Origin of the sequence: Nocardia sp. JW2, assembly GCF_051843015.1 — a bacterium.
GTDB lineage: Bacteria > Actinomycetota > Actinomycetes > Mycobacteriales > Mycobacteriaceae > Nocardia > Nocardia coubleae.
Genome location: NZ_JBPXLK010000012.1, coordinates 99,135 through 120,190 on the forward strand (window position 1 = coordinate 99,135; position 21,056 = coordinate 120,190).

Here is a 21,056-nt window from a genome sequence, read left to right on the forward strand (position 1 = left end):
ACATCCTCTCTGCGGTCCGGATCTCAGTCCGCTTGTGCCACCGCGCCGAGCAGTTCCCTGACCCGGTTGGCGACGGTGATGAATTCCGGCGTCTCCATCGTCGTGGCGTACTCGCGGTGCGCGGGCAGGTCGACGTCGAGCAATTCGATGATCTTGCCCGGCCGTGGACTCATCACCACGACCCGATTGGCGAGATAGACGGCCTCGGCCACCGAATGCGTGACCAGCAGGACGGTGGTGCTCGTCTCCCGCCAGATGCGGTGCAGTTCGACGTTCATCCGTTCCCGGGTGAGCGCGTCGAGCGCGCCGAACGGCTCGTCCATCAGCAGTACCTGCGGTCGGTGCAACAGGGCTCGGCACAGCGAAACCCGTTGCTGCATACCACCGGAGAGTTCGTGCGGCAGGGCGTTCTCGAAGCCGCCGAGCCCGGTCATCTCGATGAGCCGATCGCATTCGGCGGCCGCTGCGCGCTTGTCCATGCCGCGCATCTCCGCCTGCAGCAGGATGTTCTTGCGTACGGTTCGCCATTCCAGCAGCGCGGCACGCTGGAATACGTAGCCGATATTGCGCTGCGGCCCCCGCACGGAGGCGCCGCCGAGTTCGACGCTGCCTCCGCTCGGGTCGGTGAGGCCCGCGACGACTTTCAGTAGCGTCGACTTGCCGCAGCCGGACGGGCCGACGATCGACACGAACTCGCCGCGACCGACGTGGAGGTCGACGTCGTGCAGTGCGGTGACCTCGCCGCGGTTGGACGAGAACCTTACGGTCAGCCCGTCTACGGCGACAGCCGTGGCGGTGCGGGTGTCGGTGGGTGTGCTCATTTCGTCACCTGTTCCGTCACGGCCGGCTGGTCGGGGTGAATTTGGAGTCCCAGTACTTGGCCGGGTCCTCGGCCTTCTCGAGGAGCTTCGCGTTGCTGAGCACCTCGACGGTGGCGCGCCAGTTCGCCTCGGCATTGGTTCCGGGCGCCTTGCCGACGGTTTCCGGGGTGGTGAGCAGCGGGATGGTCTGCTGCCACTGCTGCAGCAGCACCGGCTGCGGCGGCAGTTGCGGGTCCTTGCCTTCCATCGCGGCGACCGCGGCCTCGGGCTTCGCCGCCGCGGCGGCGAAGGCCTCGCTGGTCGCGTCGACCATGGCCTGCACCAGTTTGGGCGAGGAGTCGATCGTGGCCTGGTTCGCGATCAGGCCGTTGCTGAAGAAGTTGAGTCCCTGCTCCGAATACCGCAGGTAGCGCACCTCTTTGCCGCTCTTGTTCGCGATGGTCGGACCTTGGTCGTGCGCGAAGCCGATCAGCCCGTCGACGCGACCCGAGAGCATCGCCGACATCTTGCCCGCGGAGTCGAGACTCTGCTGGGTGACCTGATCGGCCGGTACACCCGCCTTGTCGAGATAGACCGGGAAGGTGGTGGTCGGTGCGTCGCCCGCGGACACGGCAATGGTCTTGCCCACCAGGTCGGCCGGAGTGCGGATATTCGAATCGGCGAACACCTGCACCGCCGACGGCGTGGTCTGCAGGAAGACGCCGACGCTCTTGACCTTGACGCCCTTGTCGATATTGCTGAGGACGGCGGGCGTATCGGCCCAACCGAAGTCGGTCTGCTTGGAACCGGTGGCCTGCGTGGTCTTCGTCGACCCCTGGCCGGCCGAGATCTTCAGATCGATGCCGTGCTTGGCGAAAATGCCTTCCTGCACTCCGTAATAGAACGGGGCGTGCTCGCCGTAGGGGTACCAGTTGAGCATCAGCGACACCGGGGTGGTCTTCCCGTCGGTGCCGGGCTCCTTGGCCTCGGTGCCGCCGCCTCCGCAGCCGGTCAAGACCAGCACCGATGCCACCGCGGCGGCCCCGATGGACGTGAGTGTGCGTGTTCGGAATTTCATGCGAGTTCTCCAGCTGTGGCGCGAATACGATGGTTCGGCATGCTCAAGCCGCCCCGACGACCGAGGCCGTGGATCGACGGGAGGCGTGCCAGGGAATGAGGAACTGTTCGGCGATCTCGATGATCGCGAACAGGATGATGCCGAGCAGCGACATGATGATCAGGGCCGCGAACAGCATTGCGGTGTCGATATTTCCGTTGGCCTGCAGAATCACATAACCCAGACCTTCGTTGGCGCCGACGAATTCGCCGACGACGGCACCGGTGACCGCGAGGGTGGCGGCGATCTTGAGCCCGGACATCAGCTGCGGAAGCGACGCCGGGAAACGCACCTTCACAAACGTCTTCCAATTACTCGCGCCCATGGTGGAGGTGAGTTCGAGGATCTCCGGGTCGACCGAGCGCAGGCCGGCCATACCGGAGATGACAATCGGGAAGAACGCCATCAGCACGGCGACGAGAATCTTGGGACTGGTGCCGAAGCCCAGCCAGACGATGAACAGCGGCGCGATGGCGATTTTCGGGATGACCTGTGCGAAAAGGATGAGCGGGTACATCGTTCGCTCGACGCCACGCGAATAGATCATCACCAGGGCGACGGCTTCGCCGATCAGCGCGGCGATGATGAAGCCGACCACCGTTTCGTAGGTGGTGACCCAGGTGTTCTCGAGCAGGTACGCCGAGTTGTCGACGGTGGTGCGCCAGGTATCGGCGGGTGACGGCAGGATGTAGGGCTCGACGAGCTCGAATTTCGTGACGGCCCACCAGGCGACGACGAGCACCGCCACCAGGGCGAGTGGCCGCCAGACGGTCGACCAGAGACCGGCCGGGGATGGAAGCTTTCGGCGCCGGGGGCGAACGGGTTGCGCCGCTTTCGGTGCGGGGGAACCGGCCTCGACGGACGTGACTACCGCCATCTGGAGTCCTAAAGCTAGTAGTGGAGCGGGATTCGAACTGCACCCGCTGGGAATGCGCTTTCCGAAGCTGGATCCGAGGCTAGTGTGACCCGACCCACAGTGTCAAGGGTTTCGAATCGGGCCAGGTCAGGGCCGGTGCAAAACGCTGCTGTCGCGCAGGATCACCCGGCCGGGCACGAATTCGTGTGCGCGCGAGGACGTTGCGGTGTCGTCGAGCGCGAGCGCGACGGCCCGCTCGCCGATGTCCACCAGCGACAGCGCCACCGTCGAGAGCCCTGGTACGTGGTCGCGCAGGGTGGGAATGTCGTCGAAACCCGCGACGCAGACATCGTCGGGCACCACCAAGCCGAGCTCGCGCCAGGCCGCGATCGCCCCGATCGCCATCACGTCGCTCACGGCGAAGACGCAGGGCGGGACCGCCTGCCCGTGGCGCAGATCCAAGGCCGCGGCGAGGCGGCGCGCCGCGCTGAAACCACCGTCGCGGGAGAAGTCTCCCGCGATCTCCACCAGCGGTGTCACACCCTGCGAGGCGAGTGCCTCGACGAAGCCGTTGCGCCGGTCGACGGCGGTCCTGATGTGACCGGGCCCGCCGATCACCGCGAAGTCGCGATGCCCCTGACCGAGCAGCGCGTGCGCCAATTCCGCTGATGCCGCATAGTTTTCGGGCTCGACGGCGGCACCGAAGGACAGCGGTTGCCCGACGACGACCACCTTGCCGTTGTTGTCCAGATACCGCGCGCACTCCTTCTCGAGATCGCGATCGAGATCGCCGCTCTGGCGCGAACCCGCGAGGATGATCGCGTCGGCGCGGTGCGAGATGAACGTGCTCACCGATTCGCGCTCGATGTCGAAATCGCGTTGCGTGCTGGCCAGCAGGACAAGCTTGCCCGCCCGGCGCGCCGCCGTCTGCACCCCCTGCACGATCGAGGAGAAGTAGGGATCGGCGATGTCGTGCACGACGAGTCCGATCAGCCCGGTGGAGGACCGCGCCAGGGCCTGGGCCTGGGCATTCGGCACATAGCCGAGCTCCGCGGCGGCGGCACGGACCCGGTCGGCCACGCCTTCGCCGGGCACCCGCGACGACCCGTTGAGCACGCGCGAGGCGGTCGCCTGGGAGACGCCCGCCCGGATCGCGACGTCTTGCAATCTCACAGCCGCCATGACTTCGTGCCTCGTTCCCTCGGTTCGGGGTGGGGTTGACCGGACTCGGTGACTTAGCATAGCTTGGAAAGCGCATTCCGAGCTGACTTGTCCATCGCCGTGTGCGGAGTTTGTCCGCACCGTCCGCGACCCATTCTGCGGGTCGTCAGCCACGCAAATCAGAAGAGGCACAGAACAATGCCCGATTCCACTCCCCCGCGCACGCTCCGCATCGCCATGAACGGCGTCACCGGTCGTATGGGTTACCGCCAGCACCTCGTGCGCTCGATCCTGCCGATCCGCGACGCGGGCGGCCTCCTGCTCCCGGACGGCAGCCGCGTCCAGGTGGAGCCCATCCTGGTGGGCCGCAACGCCGCCAAGCTGGCCGAACTCGCGGCACAGCACGGTATCGCCGAATGGAGCACCGATGCCGCCGCCGTCATCGCCGACCCATCCGTCGACATCTACTTCGACGCACAGGTCACGTCCCGGCGCGCGGAGGGGCTCGCGGCGGCGATGAAGGCGGGCAAGCACGTGTTCACCGAGAAGCCGACCGCCGAAACGCTCACCGAGGCGGTAGAACTCGCCAGGGTCGCCGCGAACGCGGGCGTCACCGCGGGTGTCGTGCACGACAAGCTCTATCTGCCCGGCCTGGTCAAATTGCGCAGGCTGGTCGACGAAGGCTTCTTCGGGCGGATCCTGTCGTTGCGTGGCGAATTCGGCTACTGGGTCTTCGAAGGTGACGGCCAGCCCGCCCAGCGTCCCAGCTGGAACTACCGCGCCGAGGACGGCGGCGGCATTGTCGTCGACATGTTCTGCCACTGGAACTACGTGCTCGAGGGGTTGCTCGGCAAGGTCGAGGCGGTCACCGCGAAGGCGACGACCCATATCCCCACCCGGTGGGACGAGCAGGGCAAGCCGTACGACGCCACCGCCGACGATGCCGCCTACGGCATCTTCGAGATGGCCAATGGTGTTGTCGCGCAGATCAATTCGTCGTGGGCGGTGCGCGTGTACCGCGACGAGCTCGTCGAGTTCCAGATCGACGGCACGCACGGTTCGGCCGTGGCCGGATTGCGTAAATGTGTCGCGCAGCATCGCTCGCATACGCCCAAACCCGTGTGGAACCCGGATCTTCCGGTCACCGAACCGTTCCGGGAGCAATGGCTCGAGGTGCCGGCGAACGCCGATCTGGACAACGGTTTCAAATTGCAGTGGGAGGAGTTCCTCGCCGACGTGGTGAACGAGCGGCCGCACCGCTACGGGCTGCTCTCCGCCGCGCGCGGGGTGCAGCTCGCCGAACTCGGCCTGCGCAGCTCCGCCGAAGGCCGCCGCATCGAGATTCCGGAGGTCACGCTGTGACCGCGGCCCCGACCGATGTGTCGGTGCTGCTGCCCGCCGGTGACCGGCTCGAACGGTACGTCCTCGGCACTCCGGGTGCGTGGACGCGGCCGACCGGGCCGATCACCTCGCGGGTGGCTTTCGCTGCGGCGCATGTGATTCCGCGTGCCACAGCCGACAACACGCCGGGCGCGCCCGTGACGATCGACTGGGACGCGACGCTGGCCTACCGGCACGAGCTGTGGTCCTACGGGCTCGGTGTCGCCGATGCCATGGACACCGCGCAGCGCGGGATGGGCCTCGACTGGCGGACCACCGCCGAGTTGATCCGGCGTTCCGGCGGCGAGGCCGCCTCCACCGGAGGCAGGCTCGCCTGCGGTGCGGGCACCGATCAGCTCGACCTCGACGGCCTGCCCGCCGGATCGGCCGGGCTCACCAGGATCGTCGACGCCTACCGTGCGCAGATCGACGTGGTGACCGAGGCGGGCGCGCAGGTGATCGTGATGGCTTCGCGGGCTCTGGTGCGGGTCGCGGAGTCGGCGGCCGACTATGTGGACGTCTACGAGCGGTTGCTGGCGGGTGTGGACCGGCCGGTGATCCTGCACTGGCTCGGCACCATGTTCGACCCCGCGCTGCACGGCTATTGGGGTAGCGACGATATCGCCACCGCCACCGAGACTTTCCGGACGCTCATCGAGAACAACCGGTCGAAGATCGACGGCGTCAAGGTCTCGCTGCTGGATGCCGGACACGAGGTCGCGCTGCGGCGCGCCTTGCCGCCGGGGGTCCGGCTCTACACCGGTGACGATTTCAACTATCCCGAGCTCATCGTCGGTGACGCGCAAGGACATTCGGATGCGCTGCTCGGCATCTTCGCGGCGATCTATCCGGCCGCGTCGACCGCGCTGCAGGAGCTCGACAACGGCAACATGGCGCGGGCATCCGAAATACTCCGCAGCACACAGGAACTCGGACGGCACATCTTCGCGGCGCCCACGTATTACTACAAGACCGGAATCGCGTTCCTGTCGTGGCTCAACGGTCGCCAGCCCGGCTTCTCCATGGTCGGCGGGTTGTCCACGGGCCGTTCCGTCCCGCACCTGGCCGAGCTGTTCCGGCTCGCCGACCGGGCCGGGCTGCTGGCGGACCCCGAACTGGCCGCGCACCGCATGCGGCGGTACCTCGAACTGAACGGACTCGGATCATGACATCGGTTGTCGCGCAGCAGGTCCCGTACGACTCGGCCGCGCCGTACCGGTCGCTGTCGCTGAACACCGCGACGACCAAGCGGTGGACACTGGCCGAGGCGGTGGACGGTGCGGCAAGGGCCGGACTCGGCGCGATCGGGCTGTGGCGGGATCGGGTCGACGAGGTCGGGGCCACCACCGCGGCGAAGATCGTGGCCGATGCGGGTCTGCGCGTCTCCAGCCTGTGCCGCGGCGGCTTCCTGACCGGCAGGGAGGACGGAGCGGCCGCGATCGACGACAACCGCCGTGCGATCGACGACGCGGCGACACTCGGCACGCGGGAACTGGTGATGGTGATGGGTGGGATCCCCGATCGGGATCTCGCCGGCGCGCGGGCACGGGTCGAGGAGCGGCTCGCGCTCCTGGTCCCCTACGCCGCCGAACGCGGCGTACGCCTGGCGCTGGAACCACTGCACCCCATGTTCTGTGCCGATCGAGCCGTGATTTCCACACTGGCACAGGCACTCTCGATGGCCGAACCGCATCCGGCGGAGACCGTGGGCGTTGTGGTCGACACCTTCCATCTCTGGTGGGACCCGACCCTGGCGGACCAGATCACGCAGGCCGGTGCGGCCGGGCGGATCAGCTCGTATCAGGTGTGCGACTGGCTGAACCCGATGACCGCCGACCCGCTGCTGTCGCGGGGCATGATGGGCGACGGCGTCATCGACTTCGCGACCATCGGCCGCTGGGTCCGCGACGCCGGGTACCGCGGCGACGTGGAAGTCGAGATCTTCAACGCCACGGTGTGGTCCAGCGACGGCCACGAGGTGATCGAGACGATGAAGCGGCGGTATCGGGAGCTGGTACTGCCGTCCCTCATCGGCTGAGGTCACCCCGGCCACGGTGCCATCAGAACTGACGGCTGCCCCAGCGGACTATGCGCCAGAACTTCTTTCGGGCTCGCCGGCCACGGGCTGCTCGCCCGTGACTGTCATGTCCAGACAGGTGACGGATGAGGTCGGCACGCTCGGGAGCGGAGATTTCCGGGTGTGCGAGGGCGCAGGCGACGGCGTCGTGTGCGTAGTAGGGACGTCTCCTGTCGTAGGCATTTCGCGCCGCGTCGAGGACCTGGGCGGGCGGGTAGTGCCCTGTCGATGTCAGGCATAGGCGGGCGAGTTTCGTGATGGGGCTGGGGAACAGGCCGTGGGAGACGGTGTCGCCTGGCATGCCTTCGGCGAGTGTGACCAGACCGGCGAGCATCCGTGGGCTGTCGGGAGTAGGGATATCGACGGGCGGTGGAAAATCACGGGCCAGGTAGGTCGAGACGGCCCATGCACCGTCCGTGGAGTCGAATGCCGCATGCACCGCCTCGAGGAGGTCCGGTCGCCGCAGCCGGGCCACGCAGAGCAATTGCGCGTCGGGGACGTCGCACAGAACACGGCTCAGTCGCCGCGTGTCCGTAGCCGAGATTTTGTCCAGTGCCGCCAGAGAGTCGGTGGACCCGGCGAATTCGACATCGCGAGGCCGGATGCCGGAGAACACGGTGCGTAGGACGGAGTCCGACAGCCATTCCATCGGCACCGGCCCGAAGAATGCCACGAGCCGGATAACGGCTTCTTCCACTGGGGTTCGGACTGCCGACTCCATCGGGAGACGGCCGATCACATCACCCAGCGCGGCCGTGAGCCGACGTCGCGAAAACTCCGGCAGGACTTCGTGAATCGTGTATCCGTAGGCGTACCGGGAGTGGACATAGCGGCTGATGCCGAGCAGGTCGCCCACCAGCTGCTCGTGGTCGATGTGGCCACCGATCACGAGCTGCCGCCACGCCTGGTACGAGGCATACCGCCGATGTTCGATGAAGTCCGGTGGGCGAGGATCTTTGCGGAAGAGCTCGGCTTCAGAATCCGCTCGGCCGGTCATGACCATGGAGGATAAGCCAACTCCTTCACTACCGCGCGCGACCGAGGCTTGTCAGTACCGCCTGTGCCGATCGTTCACCCGAGGTGGCTGCGTCGGCCAGGGACGGGACATCGAGCTGGTAGTCGCCGGCCAGATAGATGGTGCCGAGTGGGTCGCGCAGGGTGGGGAGGGTCTTGCGTCTGCCGGGTGCCCAGAACGGCACGACCCGGCGGTGCCTGCGCAGAATGCCCTCCCCCAGCTTGTCTTCCAGCTCGGGCAGCACGGTGAGCAGGTCGTTCCGGAAGCGGGACACGATCTCCTCGTCGGGCAGGTCGAGCAACGCGTCGGCCTTGCTGCCACCGGCGAAACAAGCCAGTGCCCCGCCCGGTTTGCGGTCGCCACCGGTACGCAGCGCCGCGGCGTGATTGAACACCGCCTGGAACGACAGCTGCGGCGCCGAGATGCCGAAGTACTTGTCCCACCGTTGCGGGCCGACCTCGTCGGTGAAGAAGCCGACCACCACATAGCGGCCGTAGGTGATGTCATTGAACGCGTTGCGGTACTGCTGGGGCAGGTCGGGGATGATCCGCTCGGTGATGTCGGCCGGGGTGGTCACGATCGCCCGCCCGGCGCGGAGTCGCGCCGGGCGATCGCCGTCGAGATAGTCGACGACCACGCCGTCACCATCGCGGCGCACCGTGTGTACCACCGCGTTGCGCCGGATGCGGGCACCGAGGTCCTCGGTGAGCACATCGGTCAATGTCTGGTTGCCGCCCGAGGGCAGCGAGAAGTTCGGCACCTTCTCCGGGTCGGTGAGTGCGATGCCCACCGAGTACACGAACTGCGCGGCGGCCGTCTCCTCCGGATCGCATCCCATCCACTGCGCCGACCACGACCGGACGATCGTGGCGGCCAGTTCCGAGCGGACGCCGTTCAGCAGATACGACGCCAGCGTGGACTCGAGCCTCGCGCGGACACGCTGAGCGAAGCGGCTCTGCGATTCGAGGAACGGCGCGGCCGAGAGGATGCGCGCGCCGACGATGGCCAGCCCGATCCGGTCCAGCATGGTCATGCGGGTGCGGAACATGAGTGCCAGCGGATTCGAGGTGTCGACCGTCGAACCGTTCAGGTGCAGCGCGATGCTCTTGCCCGCGAGCGAGCCCATCTCGATGTTGTGCCGTTCCAGCGCGTCGATCAGTGTGCCGGTGCCCTCGGTGAACTGGGTGCCGAGGTTGATCCAGTAGTCGCCTTGCCGGACGGTTTCGACGCGCCCGCCCGTGCGATCGGTCGACTCGAGCACGACCACCTCGGCCGCGGGCGCCAAGGTGGTCGCCGCCGTCAAACCCGCCATTCCGGCGCCGATGATGACAACCTCAGTGGTTTCTTCTCGAATATTCTGCGTTGCCATATCGGCTCCAGCCTGTAGGTCGGTCGAAATGGATTCGGTCGATTACGCCGTGACGGCGGTGTCATCGGCTACCGCCGGCGCAGCGACACGCTTGTTGTAAGCGTCGAAAGCGCGGTAGGCGCGGTAGGCGCGGTAGTAGGCGAACATCTGCAGTCCCCACGTCGACAGGGCGAAGATGTAGAAGATCGTGTGCTCGGCGTCGTCACCGGGAATCTTGACGAAGTCGTAGGTCGCCGCGATCAGGAAACCGCATGCGGTCGCGACGGCCGACCACACGGCGTGTCGACGCTCCCCGATCTGCCACAGTCGCTTGACGAAGTAGGCGAGGAAGATCGTGGTGAGCACGTTGACCACGACGAAGAAGATCGCGGCAGGCAGACCGATGGTGTCCTGGTAACCGAGCAGCAGCAGGCCGGCCACACCAGCGAGGGCGAACGCGCCGATGTCCACCGCCGCCGACGGCTTGTACCGGTGGGTCACCTGCAGGAGCCCGAGTACCAGGATCAGCGTGATACCGACCGATCGGGAGAAGGCGTCCAAATAGGCCGCGCCGGTATACATCGGGCTGTCGTGGCCCGCTTTGAGCAGACCGTAGATCAGGAAATTCGTGCCCGAGGTCGCGACGATGATCCACTCGATACCGAGCAGATAATTCTTGTAGTTCCGAATGAATTTGATGCCGTAGGTGAAACCGACGGCGATCATCCAGATGTCCGCGACCGCGAAAAGCAGTTCCTTGATGGACATGATCTTCTCCTTGAAAGAGGGCACCCGCCGGCCGAGCGGCATGGGTTGTTCGATGAGTGCTGCCGAGCGATCGCGGACTGGTGGTCGTCTCGCTTCGGCATTCGGGTCGGGCATCAGTCGGCGAGCGGGATGAGCCCGCGTAGCCCGAGACAGGTCGGATGTGATGCCTGTCATAACGGTACCGGGAGTAAGTCATATGATCAAGGCAATTGACTCACTATTTCCGGCAGGGCGATACGGACCCGACCCTGAACGCACAAAACCGCCGAACCGGCGGTGCGCGGTTCGGCGGTTCGGCGGGAGGTGCTAGTCGGCGAGCTGAGCGGGCAGCGTGCCGGTGATGATCTGCCGCGCCTCGGCGAGAATGGTGTCGACCACGTCCTGGCAGCTGCCGATGTCGTGGATCAACCCCTGGGCCTGGCTCGCCCACCACAGCCCGCCGTCGACATCGCCGTCGCCGTACACGCGCTCGCGTGCGCGAGCACCGCTGGCCAGGTGGGCGATGTCGTCGAAGGTCGCGCCGGGCTCGCGGGAGACCGCGGCGATCTCCTCCGACACCGCGTTGCGGGCCACCCGGGCGGAATTGTGGAACTCGCGGAACACGATGACCGTGTCGCGTTCGCTGTTGTCGACGATCTGCCGCTTGACGTTGTCGTGGATGGGCGCCTCGGTGGTCGCCATGAACCGCGTGCCCATGTTCACCGCGCACGCGCCGAGGGCGAGGGCCGCGACAAGCCCTGCCCCGGTGGCGATTCCGCCGCTGGCGATGATCGGAACGGTCAGCGCTCGCGCGGCGGCGGGGATCAGCACGAGTCCGGGGACATCGTCCTCACCGGGGTGTCCCGCGCATTCGAAGCCGTCGATGCTCACCGCGTCGACACCTAGCTGCTGGGCTTTGAGCGCGTGGCGAACAGTGACCGCCTTGTGGATCACCTTCACCCCCGCCGCCTTGAAGGTGGGCAGGTGCGGCTGCGGGTTACCGCCGGCGGTTTCGACGATGGTGATGCCGCTCTCGACGATCGCGTCGCGATATTCGTCGTAGGGCACCGGCTTGATCGTCGGCAGGATCGTCAGGTTCACACCGAAGGGCTTGTCGGTGAGGTCACGACAGCGGTTGATCTCCTTGACCAGCGCCTCCGGTGTGGGCTGAGTGAGAGCGGTGAGGAATCCGAGGGCACCGGCGTTGGCCACCGCGCCGATCAGGTCCGCCGTACCGACGGCGGTCATGCCGCCACAGACGAGGGGGTGCTCGATGCCGAACGTTTCCGTGAAGGTGTTGGTGAACATGTACATCCTGACCGAATCGTAGTCATTTGTCTAAGTCATGTGACTATGATCGTGGGTCAAGAATCACTCTTTGTCAATGAGGAGCATCCAGTGACCACCAACGCTCTCTGGCTGGACGACATCGCCGTCGGCGATCGGTTCCGCACCGCCACCTACGACCTCGGGGCCGACGCCATCGTCGACTTCGCCACCGAGTGGGACCCGCAACCGTTCCACCTCGGCGAGGACACCGCGAAGGACACCTTCTTCGGGGGCCTGGCGGCCAGCGGCTGGCACACCGCCGCGATCACCATGCGCCTGCTGGTCACCACGGGACTGCCGTTGGCCACCGGCATCATCGGCGCCTCCATCGAACTGGCCTGGCCGTCACCGACCCGGCCGGGGGACCGCTTGCACGTCGAACTGGAGGTGACCGATGTGCGACCTTCCCGGTCCGATCCCCGCCGCGGATTCATCACCGCGACCTACGACACGCTCAATCAGCACGGCGAAGTCCGCCAGCACACCACCGCGCGGTTGCTGGCCTTCACCCGGCCCTGAGAGTCGGCCGCGCACCACGCGCCTGCCGCCGACGAAGAGTGCCTTCGCCGACGGCAGCGCGAGCGCGGTTCACTTCCAGAGCGAGGCCCAGCGGTCGACGGTGCGGTCGGCGAGCCAACCGAGGTACAGCGCGGGGTTGCTGACGAAGCTGGGCCAGAACCGTTTGCCGCCGTGCCAGATCGCTTCGAGGTCCTCGTGCCGAGGTGCGCCGGTGACATGGTCGGCCAGCAGGTGTCCCACGTATTGCGCCTGCGCGAAGCCGTGGCCGTTGCAGGCCGCCGAGTACAGCACGTTCTCGGAGGCCTCGCCCGCGGCGGGCAGCCAGGTGGAGCTCATGCCGATCCAGCCACCCCAGGCTCGCACCGGCTCGATGTCGCGCAGGCCGGGGAAGCGGTCGTGGAAGCCACGGACGAGATCGTCGACGACCTGCGGCGCGGGAGTACGGGTCGGCAGCGGGTTGCGACCCGCCTGGATGCGGCGGGTGCCGAACGCGATGGTGCCGCGCGGCGTGACGCGATAACTCTCCAGGATCATGTGCAGGGTGACCAGGGGCGCCCTGCTGGTCCAGCCGATCTCGTCGAGCCGCTCGGGCGGGATCGGTTCGGTTTCGACCAGCGAGGTCCACACCGGGGTCGCGAGGTGTTTCGGTGCGATGGACAGGCTGTTGCTCGCGGCGTTGGTGGTGAGTAGCGCCTTGCGTGCCCTGACCTTTCCGTGCGGGGTTTCGACGGTGACCCGGTCACCGGTATCGACGACGTCGACCGCCGGAGTGGACTCGTAGACACGCACGCCGGCGGCGATCGTCGCGGCGCGCAGACCGAGGGCGAACTTGCCCGGGTTGACCGTGCCGCCCACGCCTTCACGGATACCACCGAGGAAGCCCTCCGGCAGCCCCGCCTCGGGACCCTCGACGAATTCGCCCGACGATCCGGCCGCGGCCAGAACCTTCGCGTTGCGGCGGGCGTGCCGCAACTGTCCCTTCGACACCGCGGCCATCACGATGCCTTCCTGCTTGTAATCACAGTCGATCGCGTGGTGCTCGATCGCGTCCTCGGCGAAATGCACCGCGTGCTCGGCGTAGCGGTACAGCTCGCGCAACCGCTCGCGCTTCAGCAGGAACCCCAGCAGTTCGGGATCGGCGGCCACCGAGTTCGTGATGTAGCCCGCGTTGCGGGAGGTGGCGCCCCAGCCGAGGGTTTTCGCCTCGAGCAGCACCACGTCCACGCCCTTGTCGGCGAGGCGCAGGGCCGCCGACATACCGCCGCCACCACCGCCGATCACCACGACGTCGCAGTCGATGTCACCGGTGAGCGATGGTTCGACCGTGCTGGGTTGTTCGGCCCAACCGGTGTCGTCGATCAATTCCATGGCGCCTACTCCGTTCCGTCTGCGGGGATGACCGCGGTACCGCGAGCGCGTACCGCGACCAGGGGTGGGTCGAGGACCTGCGCCCGGCCGGTGTCGTCGGAGCCGCGGCAGATCACCCGGAGCTCGAAATCGACCGTGCGGCTGCGGTTCCCCTTTTTCACCAGGGTTGCTTCGGCCTCGACGACATCGCCACCACGGACCGGGGCGAGGAATTCCACCGACGAGTAACCGGCGAACAACCCCTCATGGCCGTCCATTTCGATCGCGAGATTGGTGCCGACATCGCCGAAGAGCTTCAAGGCGTAGGCACCGTCGACGAGGTTACCGGCGTAGTGGGCGTCGGAGAAGGCGACATACCGCCGGTGGACTGCGCTGCTCATGCGATCTCCTCGTGAATCGGGCCGACTGTGCGCGACGTCGCTTCGCCGTCGATCTCGACGCCGGGATAGCCCCGCTTGGCGATCTCGGTGCACATTCGGCGGTACTTGCCGACCCCGCCCAGGTAGCCCATGAAGGTGTTGGGCTTGCCCTCGACGTTCGAGCCCCGATACCAGGAGTCGGTGGTGGCGTACAGCGTCTGGGACACGGTCCACTCGGTGATGTCGACCCACTCCTGCTGGGCCTCGGGGGTGGCTTCGATCTGCGTCGCGCCGGTGTCGCGGGCGTGTTCGATCAGGTCGGCGATCCAGTCGACGGCCTGCTCGATGGTCACCACCACATTGCTGGCGAGCGCGGGACTCAGCGGGCCGCCGACCATGAAGAAGTTGGGGAAGTCGGCGGCCATGATTCCGAGGTAGGAGCGGATACCGTCACTCCACACTTCCTGCAGTTTCTTGCCGGACGCACCGGTCAGGTTGAGCCCGTAGAGCGGTCCGGTGAAGGCGTCGAACCCGATCGCGAGCACGATGGCGTCCACCTCGTAGGTGCCGTTCGAGGTGACGATCGCGTTCTCGGTCATCGTCTCGATCGACTCTTCACGCAGTGAAACAAGCGACACGTTCGGCCGGTTGTAGGTCTCGTAGTAGTCCGTGCCGAAGACGCTGCGCTTGGCGCCGAGCGGGTGGTACTTGGGGACCAGCCGTTCCGCGGTGACCGGGTCTTTCACGATCTCGCGGATCTTGTCGTGGATGAACTCCGACGCGGTCCGGTTCGCTTCCTCGTCGAACAGCAGGTCGGCGAATTCCGCGCCGACGCCGAGGAACCCGCTGCGCTCGTAGGCCGCCTCGTACCGGCGCTTGCGCTCGGCGTCCGAGACATCGAAGGCCCGGTCGGTGACGGGGCGATCGGGGATGCCACCGGGCGAGTGCCTGCACTCCTCCCGAATCGCCGCATAGTTGTCCTTGACGGCGGCGACCTGGTCGGGGGCGAGTTCGGCGTTGCGGGCGGGCATCACGTAGTTCGGGGTGCGCTGGAACACCGTGAGGTGTTCGGCGACCTCGGCGATCAGTGGAATCGCCTGCACGCCGGAGGATCCCGTGCCGATCACGGCGACGCGCTTGCCCGCGAGGTCGTCGAGGGAGATGTTCCACCGGCTCGTCGACACCTTCAGCCCGGTGAAGTTCGACAGGCCGGGCACGTCGAAGTCCTTCGGCGTCGACAGGCCGCCCGCACCCGAGATCAGATAGCGGCTGCGCCGGATCTCACCGTTGTCGAGCCGCACCTCCCAGAGCCGATCGGCGGCGTTCCAGGTGGAGGCGACCACGCGGGTGTTGAAGGTGAAGTGCTTGCGCAGGTCGAAGCGGTCGGCGACATGCTCGATGTAGCTGAGGATCTCGGCCTGCGGGGCGAAGCGCTGGCTCCACGTCCACTCCTGCTGGAGTGCCTCGTCGAAGGAGTACGAGTAGTAGATGCTCTCGACGTCACAGCGTGCGCCCGGGTAGGTGTTCCAGAACCAGGTGCCGCCGACGCTGGGTCCGGCTTCGAAACCGGCGAAGGTCCAGCCCGCTGTGGTCAGCCGGTGGGCGAGGTACACGCCGGTGAAGCCGGCGCCGACACCGATGACGTCGACAACCTCGTGATCGGTGGTTGAGGTGGAGTTCATGGCAGTGGCCGCTTTCGTTGAGGGAGTCGATTACATGGGGAGGTCGGGGGAATCGACGCCGACAACGCGGTCGCCGCAGAACACCCGGACGGACTCACCGGGGGCGTGACCGCCGATTCCCGAAGTGCCCCAGAAGCTTTGGGCCGACCCGTCGGCCAGGTCGGCGACCTTGGCGCCGTTGACGCGCACCTCGCCGGACAGGATTCGCGAGCCGACATCGACGGCGCGGTCCAGGTCGCCGCCGAACACGTAGGCGTCGAGCCCCGACGGGTCGGCGTTGGCCACACGCAGCGCGTCCTCGTCGGACTCCACGGCGTGCAGGCTGATCAGCGGGCCGAACAGTTCGGCGGTCGCCAGCGACGCGTCGACGCCCGTCGCGACGGTCGGCGACAGGAAGAAGCCGCCGAGGTCGGGGAGCTTCGCGGGCTGGTGGATGGTCGCGCCATGGGTGCGAAGCCCGTCGATCCGGCTCTGCAGCGTCGCGAAGTGCGGGGCGTTGGAGATGGGGCCGAGTTCGGTGCTCTCGTCGAGCGAGTTGCCGATCTCGATGTGGGCGATCCGGTCCAGCAGCGCCTCGAGCAGCGGTTCGACCAGGCTCTTGTGCGCGAGCACCTTGCCGGGGCCCTCGCACCACTGACCGTTGAGCTTGGTCATCCCGTCGAGGATGCCGTCGGCGGCCACGTCGATGTCGGCGTCGTCGAGTACCAGGGCCGGATTGTTGCCGCCGAGCTCGAGCTGGAGCACCTTGAAGTCCTCGGCCGCCGCGCGGGCGATCGCCCGTCCGGCATTCGGGCCGCCGGTGAAGGAGACGATCTTCACGCGCGGGTCACCGGTGACGGCCGCGCCCACGTCACCCGCACCGTGCAGCAGCTGCAACGCACCGGCGGGCAGTCCGGCCTCGACGAAGCTCTCGACGATGATCTGAGCGCTGCTCGGCGCGTGTTCGGACGGCTTGAGGATCACCGGGCAGCCGGCGGCCAGGGCGCTCACCATCTTCGCGGCGGGAATGAAACTCGGGCCGTTCCACGGGGTGAGGATGGCGGCCGGGCCCCACGGGACCTTGTACAAACGCACGTCCCGACCACCGGCCTCGAGCGCGGTGCGACGCGGGATGGTCCGCAATTCCGTGGCCGCGGCACGGATCCGGTACGGCAGGAACTGGGCGACCATCCGGGCCTTGGCGATCGGGACACCGCTGGTGAGAGCGTCGGTGCGGGCGATGTCCTCGATGCGGGACTCGACGATGTCGGCCGCGCGCTCGATGATCTCGGCGCGTTCCTCGCTCGCCGCGTCGTCCCAGCGTTCGAAACCGTAGGACCGCTCGGCATGGCGCAGTGCGCGTTCCACGTCCTCAGGGGTGGTGGTGACGGCGCGGTGCACCGGCAGGCCGGTGTTGGGGTCGAGGTTCCAGGCGTCGGGAATCGTCGCGCACTCGGACCACTCGTCGGCGATGTAGTTGATCGGTTGGGGCAGTTGCGGATTCGTCATCAGGTGCTCCTTCGGTGCGCGAACGGGTCTCAGACGGTGAGGTCGGCGACGATGCGGGTGACTTCGCCGGACTTCATCGCCTCGAAGCCCTTGTCGATGTCGTGGAATCCGATGACGTCGCTGACCATCTCGTCGAGCAGCAGCCGCCCCTGCTGGTACAGGCGGGCGAACTGGGCGATGTCCTCCTGCGCCTGTCCCGACCCCATGTAGGAACCGATGAGACGCTTCTCGGAGAAGAAGAAGTTCCAGGCGGGCAGCTTCAGGTCGGTGCCGTCGGGAGCGATACCGACCAGGCACGCGGTGCCGGTGGGGCGCAGCACCTCGAGGGCGGTGGCCGCGGTCCGCGCGCTGCCGACGGCTTCGAAGGAGTAGTCCACGCCGTCCCCGAGCAGGTTCTGGATCTCGGCGGCCACGTCGGCCGCGCCGTTCACGACGTGGGTGGCGCCGTAGGTCCTGGCGGCGGCGAGGCGGGCGTCGTCGAGGTCCACGGCGACGATCGCCGAGGCGCCGGCCAGCCGGGCGCCCTGGATGATGGCCGAACCCACACCGCCGCAACCGATCACGGCGACAGTGGAACCGGGACGTACCTCGGCAGCCCGGAACACGGCGCCGACACCGGTGATGATGCAGCACGAGAGCAGGCAGCCCACGTGCAGACCCACCTCGTCGGCCACCTTCACCAGCGCGTTCTCGCGCATCAGGGTGTGCCGGGAGAACGCGCCGACATCGCCGAGGCGATGGACGACCCGCCCGTCGGGCAGCTGGAAGGCGGGCCGGGGCCGCTGCCGGATCTGGGTGACGCGCTGGCACTGGGTCGAGTGACCGACCTGGCAGTTGCGACACTGCCCGCACGAAGGCGTGAGAGCGCCGACGACGCGATCGCCGGGACGCAGCGTGGTCACCGCGGAGCCGACCGACTCCACCACGCCCGCCACCTCGTGCCCGACCACCACGGGCAGGTCGGCGCCGACGGTTCCGGTCATGTAGTGCAGGTCGCTGTGGCACAGACCGACATTCGAGACCGCGAGGCGAACCTCGTCGGGCTCCGGGTCGTCGACCAGGATCTCGGTGAACTCCAGCGGTTCACCGACCGCCGTGAGGACAGCTGCTTCGGTGGTGATCATGATCGGCTCCGATCTCGGTTGCTCTGCGCGGGCGCCGGGGACGCCGCGTTCTTCGATGTCCAGAAACCCTCGATGCCCGCACTGAAGGCGCCGCACTCCCAGGCCTGGCGGGCGGCGTCGTCCTCGCGGGCGAAAGCGGCCTCGATCTCGGCGGCCAGTGGACGCAGCAGGCCCAGGTGCAATGCCGTGATGCGGGGATCGGAGTTCCACTGGCGGGCCACCTCGACGGCGCGGTCGACCAGCGTCTCCGGGGCGACGATCTCGTCGAGCAGGCCGATGCGCAGCGCCTCCTCGGCGGCGACTCGCTGCGAGCCGAGAACGAGGCGCATCGCGTGGTTGCGGACCAGCCTGCCCATCAGGAAGCTCGAGGCGTTGGAGATGATGATGCCGCGGTGGTTCTCCGGCTGGAAGTACTCGGCGGCCGTGCTGCCGATCCGCCCGTCACAGGACAGCGTGATCTCCGAGGCGCCGCCGACGGCGATCCCGTTCACCGCCGCGATCACCGGGACCGTGGTCTCGAAAATCGCGCGGGTGATGTCGTGGAAGGTCGAGACCGCCTCGCGGATCTCCTCGTACGTGGACGGAACCGCCTGCAGGTCCTCCCCCGCGGAGAAGGCCCGGCCGGTGCCGGTGAGCACGATCCCGCGCACCAGATCACCGGTACCGAAGTGGCGGATGGTCTGCGCGAGCAGCACCCGGGTGGCCACATCGAGCACGTTCAGCTTCGCCGGACGGTTCAGCGTGAGCACCGCGACGTCGTCGTCGATGCGCACGTCCAGATAGTTGTCGGTCATGTCCGGCTCCTCTTCTCGCGCGGTGGTTGCAGGTCGTAGGTGGTGCCGGGGTTCTCGGCGGCGCGTGCCTTCAACGCGGGTTTGGACACCCGCTCGGACGGGGTGCGCGGGAAGTCGGCGACGAATTCCACGTAGCGCGGAAGCTTGAAGCGCGCCAATTGATTTCGTGCGCCGTCGAGGATGCGCTGCGCGGTCTCGCGGCTCTCCGCGACCCCGGGCGCCAGCTGCACGAAGGCCTTGACCTCCTCGCCGAACAGCTCGTCCGGTACCCCGACGACAGCGGTGGCGACAACGCTGTCGTCGCGTTCGAGCACGCGTTCGACCTCGGCGCTGGCGATGTTCTCCCCGCCCCGGCGGACCATGTCCTTGAGCCGGCCGACCAGGCGGTAGCTACCTTCCTCGCGGACCGCGACATCGCCGGTGTGCAGCCAGCCGTCACGCAGGACCTGGGCGGTGTCCTCGGGCCGGTTCCAGTAACCGAGCATCATCGGTTTGCCGGAGGTGACGAGTTCGCCGGATTCGCCCTCGCCGACTTCGCGGCCCTGGGGGTCGATCACCCGGACCTGCTTGGTCGGCACCGGCCGACCGAGCCGCCCGCTGCCGACGTCCTCGGTGGATTCGGGCAGGCTGACCAGGTCGGCGCCGCTCTCGGTCATCCCGAAGATTTCCCGCCACGGCGCGCCCCACCGCTGTTCGAGCTCGGCGTGCAAAGCGGCGGGAACCCCCGAGCACAGCACGATGCGCAGGTCGTTGTCGCGGTCCTGCGGGGTCGGCGCCTGCTTGTACAGCAGTGTCGGCATCGAGCCGAGGACGTAGCAGAACGTGGCCCGGTGCTTGCGGACGTCGGCCATGAAGCCCGACGCGGAGAACCGGGGAAGCACCACCAGCGGCGCACCGATCGTCAGGCACAGTGCGGTGTTCCACTGCGGGTCCATGTAGGAGAAGGGTTGTGAGGTGAGCGCCACGTCGTCGGGGCCGAGATCGGCCGCGTTCGAGCAGACCCAGCCCAGCCGGGTCCAGTAGTCGTGGGTGAGCATGCACGCTTTGGGGAACCCGGTCGTGCCCGAGGTGTATTGGAAGTTGGCGAGCGTCTCGCCGGTGATGTCGAGTACCGGACGCCCCGCCGGGAGGTGCGCGAGTTCGCCGACCGCGGGCACGTCGATGATCCGGACGTCGGCCAGGTCATCGGCGCCGGTGCGGACCTCTTCGACCAGGGCCCGGTGCTCGGCGTCGGTGAAGATCAGCCGCGCGCCCGAATCGCGGAGCACGAATTCCAGGTCCGCGCGCTGATACGACGAGTTCACCGGGACGGTGACGCCGCCCGCGCCGAGGATCGACAGCCAGGCCACCGGCCACTCGACGACGTTGGGGAGCATGATCGCCACCCGGTCGCCGGGGCGGACGCCGTCCTCGGCGACCAGTCGCCGCGCCAGGCGCGAGGTCCAGTCGTCGATCTCGCCGAACGTCCACGTGCCCTGCGTGAAGCGGAGGAACTCACGCTCCGGCGAGCGCGCTGCCTGATCCGCCAGGAGATCGACGAGGGTGTCGACGGGCGGGTCCATGGCCAGGCGAGCGAGCGTGATCTCACGTTCGGGATGGACCGATTCGACTCGGGTCATGTCGTCCTCTTCGCGGTTGGCAGGTGATAGGTCGTCGGTCGACCTGCGGCCGGCCGGGGTTGCGGCCGAGCGCGGCGGGCGTGCCGTCACGGGTGTTTTCGATGGGCCTGGATCGCCGGTGGGTGTGGCCACTGGTCGGCGGGAATGTGAGGCCTGCCATAACGGTAGCCGGAGTGGGTCATTTGATCAAGGCATATGACTATCTTTTCTTCGCGACAGGCGCGGTCACACGTGAGCGATGCGCTGTCGGACTGGTAATGTCGAAGTTGACTT

Annotated in this window: 19 protein-coding genes; 4 read left to right on the forward strand and 15 right to left on the reverse strand. The window is 67.4% G+C overall.

Features of this window, described 5'->3' with window-relative positions:
* Positions 1–23: 23 nt before the first annotated feature.
* From ACSVDM_RS18440 to ACSVDM_RS18455, 4 genes are all read right to left on the reverse strand, one after another.
* Positions 24–821 (reverse strand): ABC transporter ATP-binding protein, encoded by a 798-nt coding sequence (locus tag ACSVDM_RS18440; protein WP_439266513.1) that lies wholly within the window; start codon positions 819–821, stop codon positions 24–26.
* Positions 822–837: 16 nt separating this feature from the next.
* Positions 838–1,878: an ABC transporter substrate-binding protein gene (locus ACSVDM_RS18445; protein WP_067494337.1), complete on the reverse strand. Its 1,041-nt coding sequence runs from the start codon at positions 1,876–1,878 to the stop codon at positions 838–840.
* Positions 1,879–1,921: 43 nt separating this feature from the next.
* Positions 1,922–2,794, reverse strand: a complete 873-nt coding sequence (locus ACSVDM_RS18450) for an ABC transporter permease (RefSeq protein WP_067494334.1) — start codon at positions 2,792–2,794, stop codon at positions 1,922–1,924.
* Positions 2,795–2,920: 126 nt separating this feature from the next.
* Positions 2,921–3,955: a LacI family DNA-binding transcriptional regulator gene (locus ACSVDM_RS18455; protein WP_439266515.1), complete on the reverse strand. Its 1,035-nt coding sequence runs from the start codon at positions 3,953–3,955 to the stop codon at positions 2,921–2,923.
* A 177-nt stretch (positions 3,956–4,132) separates the two neighbouring features.
* Between ACSVDM_RS18455 and ACSVDM_RS18460 the strand changes: the two genes are divergently transcribed.
* The 3 genes from ACSVDM_RS18460 to ACSVDM_RS18470 are packed head-to-tail and all read left to right on the forward strand — an operon-like array spanning position 4,133 to position 7,352.
* A complete protein-coding gene (locus ACSVDM_RS18460; RefSeq protein ID WP_439266517.1) occupies positions 4,133–5,296 on the forward strand; it encodes a Gfo/Idh/MocA family protein in 1,164 nt (387 codons plus the stop codon).
* Positions 5,293–6,483 carry a dihydrodipicolinate synthase family protein gene (locus ACSVDM_RS18465; protein ID WP_439266518.1) on the forward strand — a complete coding sequence of 397 codons (1,191 nt, stop codon included), beginning with the start codon at positions 5,293–5,295 and terminating at the stop codon, positions 6,481–6,483. Before ACSVDM_RS18460 ends, ACSVDM_RS18465 begins: the two co-directional genes overlap by 4 nt.
* On the forward strand, positions 6,480–7,352 hold the full coding sequence (locus ACSVDM_RS18470) for a sugar phosphate isomerase/epimerase family protein (RefSeq protein ID WP_439266519.1): 873 nt from the start codon (positions 6,480–6,482) through the stop codon (positions 7,350–7,352). Before ACSVDM_RS18465 ends, ACSVDM_RS18470 begins: the two co-directional genes overlap by 4 nt.
* A 22-nt stretch (positions 7,353–7,374) precedes the next feature.
* Here ACSVDM_RS18470 and ACSVDM_RS18475 read toward each other — a convergent pair whose 3' ends face one another.
* From ACSVDM_RS18475 to ACSVDM_RS18490, 4 genes are all read right to left on the reverse strand, one after another.
* The gene (locus ACSVDM_RS18475) at positions 7,375–8,394 is read right to left on the reverse strand and encodes a hypothetical protein (protein ID WP_439266521.1); all 1,020 of its coding nucleotides are present in this window, start codon (positions 8,392–8,394) and stop codon (positions 7,375–7,377) included.
* 22 nt (positions 8,395–8,416) lie between these two features.
* Positions 8,417–9,775, reverse strand: a complete 1,359-nt coding sequence (locus ACSVDM_RS18480; protein WP_439266523.1) for a flavin monoamine oxidase family protein — start codon at positions 9,773–9,775, stop codon at positions 8,417–8,419.
* 42 nt (positions 9,776–9,817) lie between these two features.
* On the reverse strand, positions 9,818–10,522 hold the full coding sequence (locus ACSVDM_RS18485; protein WP_439266525.1) for a transporter: 705 nt from the start codon (positions 10,520–10,522) through the stop codon (positions 9,818–9,820).
* Positions 10,523–10,828: 306 nt separating this feature from the next.
* The gene (locus tag ACSVDM_RS18490; protein WP_439266527.1) at positions 10,829–11,809 is read right to left on the reverse strand and encodes an NAD(P)H-dependent flavin oxidoreductase; all 981 of its coding nucleotides are present in this window, start codon (positions 11,807–11,809) and stop codon (positions 10,829–10,831) included.
* Between the two features lie 90 nt (positions 11,810–11,899).
* Between ACSVDM_RS18490 and ACSVDM_RS18495 the strand changes: the two genes are divergently transcribed.
* A complete protein-coding gene (locus ACSVDM_RS18495; RefSeq protein ID WP_439266529.1) occupies positions 11,900–12,349 on the forward strand; it encodes a MaoC family dehydratase in 450 nt (149 codons plus the stop codon).
* A gap of 69 nt (positions 12,350–12,418) precedes the next feature.
* Here ACSVDM_RS18495 and ACSVDM_RS18500 read toward each other — a convergent pair whose 3' ends face one another.
* Genes ACSVDM_RS18500 through ACSVDM_RS18530 form a run of 7 tightly spaced genes read right to left on the reverse strand, consistent with a single transcriptional unit; the run spans position 12,419 to position 20,783 of the window.
* On the reverse strand, positions 12,419–13,717 hold the full coding sequence (locus tag ACSVDM_RS18500; RefSeq protein WP_439266530.1) for an NAD(P)/FAD-dependent oxidoreductase: 1,299 nt from the start codon (positions 13,715–13,717) through the stop codon (positions 12,419–12,421).
* Between the two features lie 5 nt (positions 13,718–13,722).
* Complete coding sequence (locus tag ACSVDM_RS18505; RefSeq protein ID WP_067494302.1) at positions 13,723–14,097, reverse strand: hotdog fold domain-containing protein; 375 nt, start codon at positions 14,095–14,097, stop codon at positions 13,723–13,725.
* Complete coding sequence (locus ACSVDM_RS18510; RefSeq protein WP_439266531.1) at positions 14,094–15,758, reverse strand: flavin-containing monooxygenase; 1,665 nt, start codon at positions 15,756–15,758, stop codon at positions 14,094–14,096. Before ACSVDM_RS18510 ends, ACSVDM_RS18505 begins: the two co-directional genes overlap by 4 nt.
* A gap of 30 nt (positions 15,759–15,788) precedes the next feature.
* The gene (locus ACSVDM_RS18515; RefSeq protein ID WP_439266532.1) at positions 15,789–17,246 is read right to left on the reverse strand and encodes an aldehyde dehydrogenase family protein; all 1,458 of its coding nucleotides are present in this window, start codon (positions 17,244–17,246) and stop codon (positions 15,789–15,791) included.
* Positions 17,247–17,275: 29 nt separating this feature from the next.
* Positions 17,276–18,370, reverse strand: coding sequence for a Zn-dependent alcohol dehydrogenase (locus ACSVDM_RS18520; RefSeq protein WP_439266534.1), 1,095 nt, complete (start codon positions 18,368–18,370; stop codon positions 17,276–17,278).
* Complete coding sequence (locus tag ACSVDM_RS18525; RefSeq protein ID WP_439266536.1) at positions 18,367–19,164, reverse strand: enoyl-CoA hydratase/isomerase family protein; 798 nt, start codon at positions 19,162–19,164, stop codon at positions 18,367–18,369. The genes ACSVDM_RS18520 and ACSVDM_RS18525 overlap by 4 nt, the downstream gene beginning before the upstream one ends.
* Positions 19,161–20,783, reverse strand: coding sequence for a class I adenylate-forming enzyme family protein (locus tag ACSVDM_RS18530; RefSeq protein WP_439266538.1), 1,623 nt, complete (start codon positions 20,781–20,783; stop codon positions 19,161–19,163). Before ACSVDM_RS18530 ends, ACSVDM_RS18525 begins: the two co-directional genes overlap by 4 nt.
* Positions 20,784–21,056: the final 273 nt, after the last annotated feature.

Coding starts and splice junctions, on each gene's coding strand:
- ACSVDM_RS18440 (WP_439266513.1), bottom strand. CDS start 821: ATGAGCACACCCACCGACACCCGCACCGCCACGGCTGTCGCCGTAGAC.
- ACSVDM_RS18475 (WP_439266521.1), bottom strand. CDS start 8,394: ATGGTCATGACCGGCCGAGCGGATTCTGAAGCCGAGCTCTTCCGCAAA.
- ACSVDM_RS18445 (WP_067494337.1), bottom strand. CDS start 1,878: ATGAAATTCCGAACACGCACACTCACGTCCATCGGGGCCGCCGCGGTG.
- ACSVDM_RS18485 (WP_439266525.1), bottom strand. CDS start 10,522: ATGTCCATCAAGGAACTGCTTTTCGCGGTCGCGGACATCTGGATGATC.
- ACSVDM_RS18525 (WP_439266536.1), bottom strand. CDS start 19,164: ATGACCGACAACTATCTGGACGTGCGCATCGACGACGACGTCGCGGTG.
- ACSVDM_RS18490 (WP_439266527.1), bottom strand. CDS start 11,809: ATGTTCACCAACACCTTCACGGAAACGTTCGGCATCGAGCACCCCCTC.
- ACSVDM_RS18450 (WP_067494334.1), bottom strand. CDS start 2,794: ATGGCGGTAGTCACGTCCGTCGAGGCCGGTTCCCCCGCACCGAAAGCG.
- ACSVDM_RS18460 (WP_439266517.1), top strand. CDS start 4,133: ATGCCCGATTCCACTCCCCCGCGCACGCTCCGCATCGCCATGAACGGC.
- ACSVDM_RS18510 (WP_439266531.1), bottom strand. CDS start 15,758: ATGAACTCCACCTCAACCACCGATCACGAGGTTGTCGACGTCATCGGT.
- ACSVDM_RS18505 (WP_067494302.1), bottom strand. CDS start 14,097: ATGAGCAGCGCAGTCCACCGGCGGTATGTCGCCTTCTCCGACGCCCAC.
- ACSVDM_RS18530 (WP_439266538.1), bottom strand. CDS start 20,783: ATGACCCGAGTCGAATCGGTCCATCCCGAACGTGAGATCACGCTCGCT.
- ACSVDM_RS18455 (WP_439266515.1), bottom strand. CDS start 3,955: ATGGCGGCTGTGAGATTGCAAGACGTCGCGATCCGGGCGGGCGTCTCC.
- ACSVDM_RS18515 (WP_439266532.1), bottom strand. CDS start 17,246: ATGACGAATCCGCAACTGCCCCAACCGATCAACTACATCGCCGACGAG.
- ACSVDM_RS18500 (WP_439266530.1), bottom strand. CDS start 13,717: ATGGAATTGATCGACGACACCGGTTGGGCCGAACAACCCAGCACGGTC.
- ACSVDM_RS18480 (WP_439266523.1), bottom strand. CDS start 9,775: ATGGCAACGCAGAATATTCGAGAAGAAACCACTGAGGTTGTCATCATC.
- ACSVDM_RS18470 (WP_439266519.1), top strand. CDS start 6,480: ATGACATCGGTTGTCGCGCAGCAGGTCCCGTACGACTCGGCCGCGCCG.
- ACSVDM_RS18520 (WP_439266534.1), bottom strand. CDS start 18,370: ATGATCACCACCGAAGCAGCTGTCCTCACGGCGGTCGGTGAACCGCTG.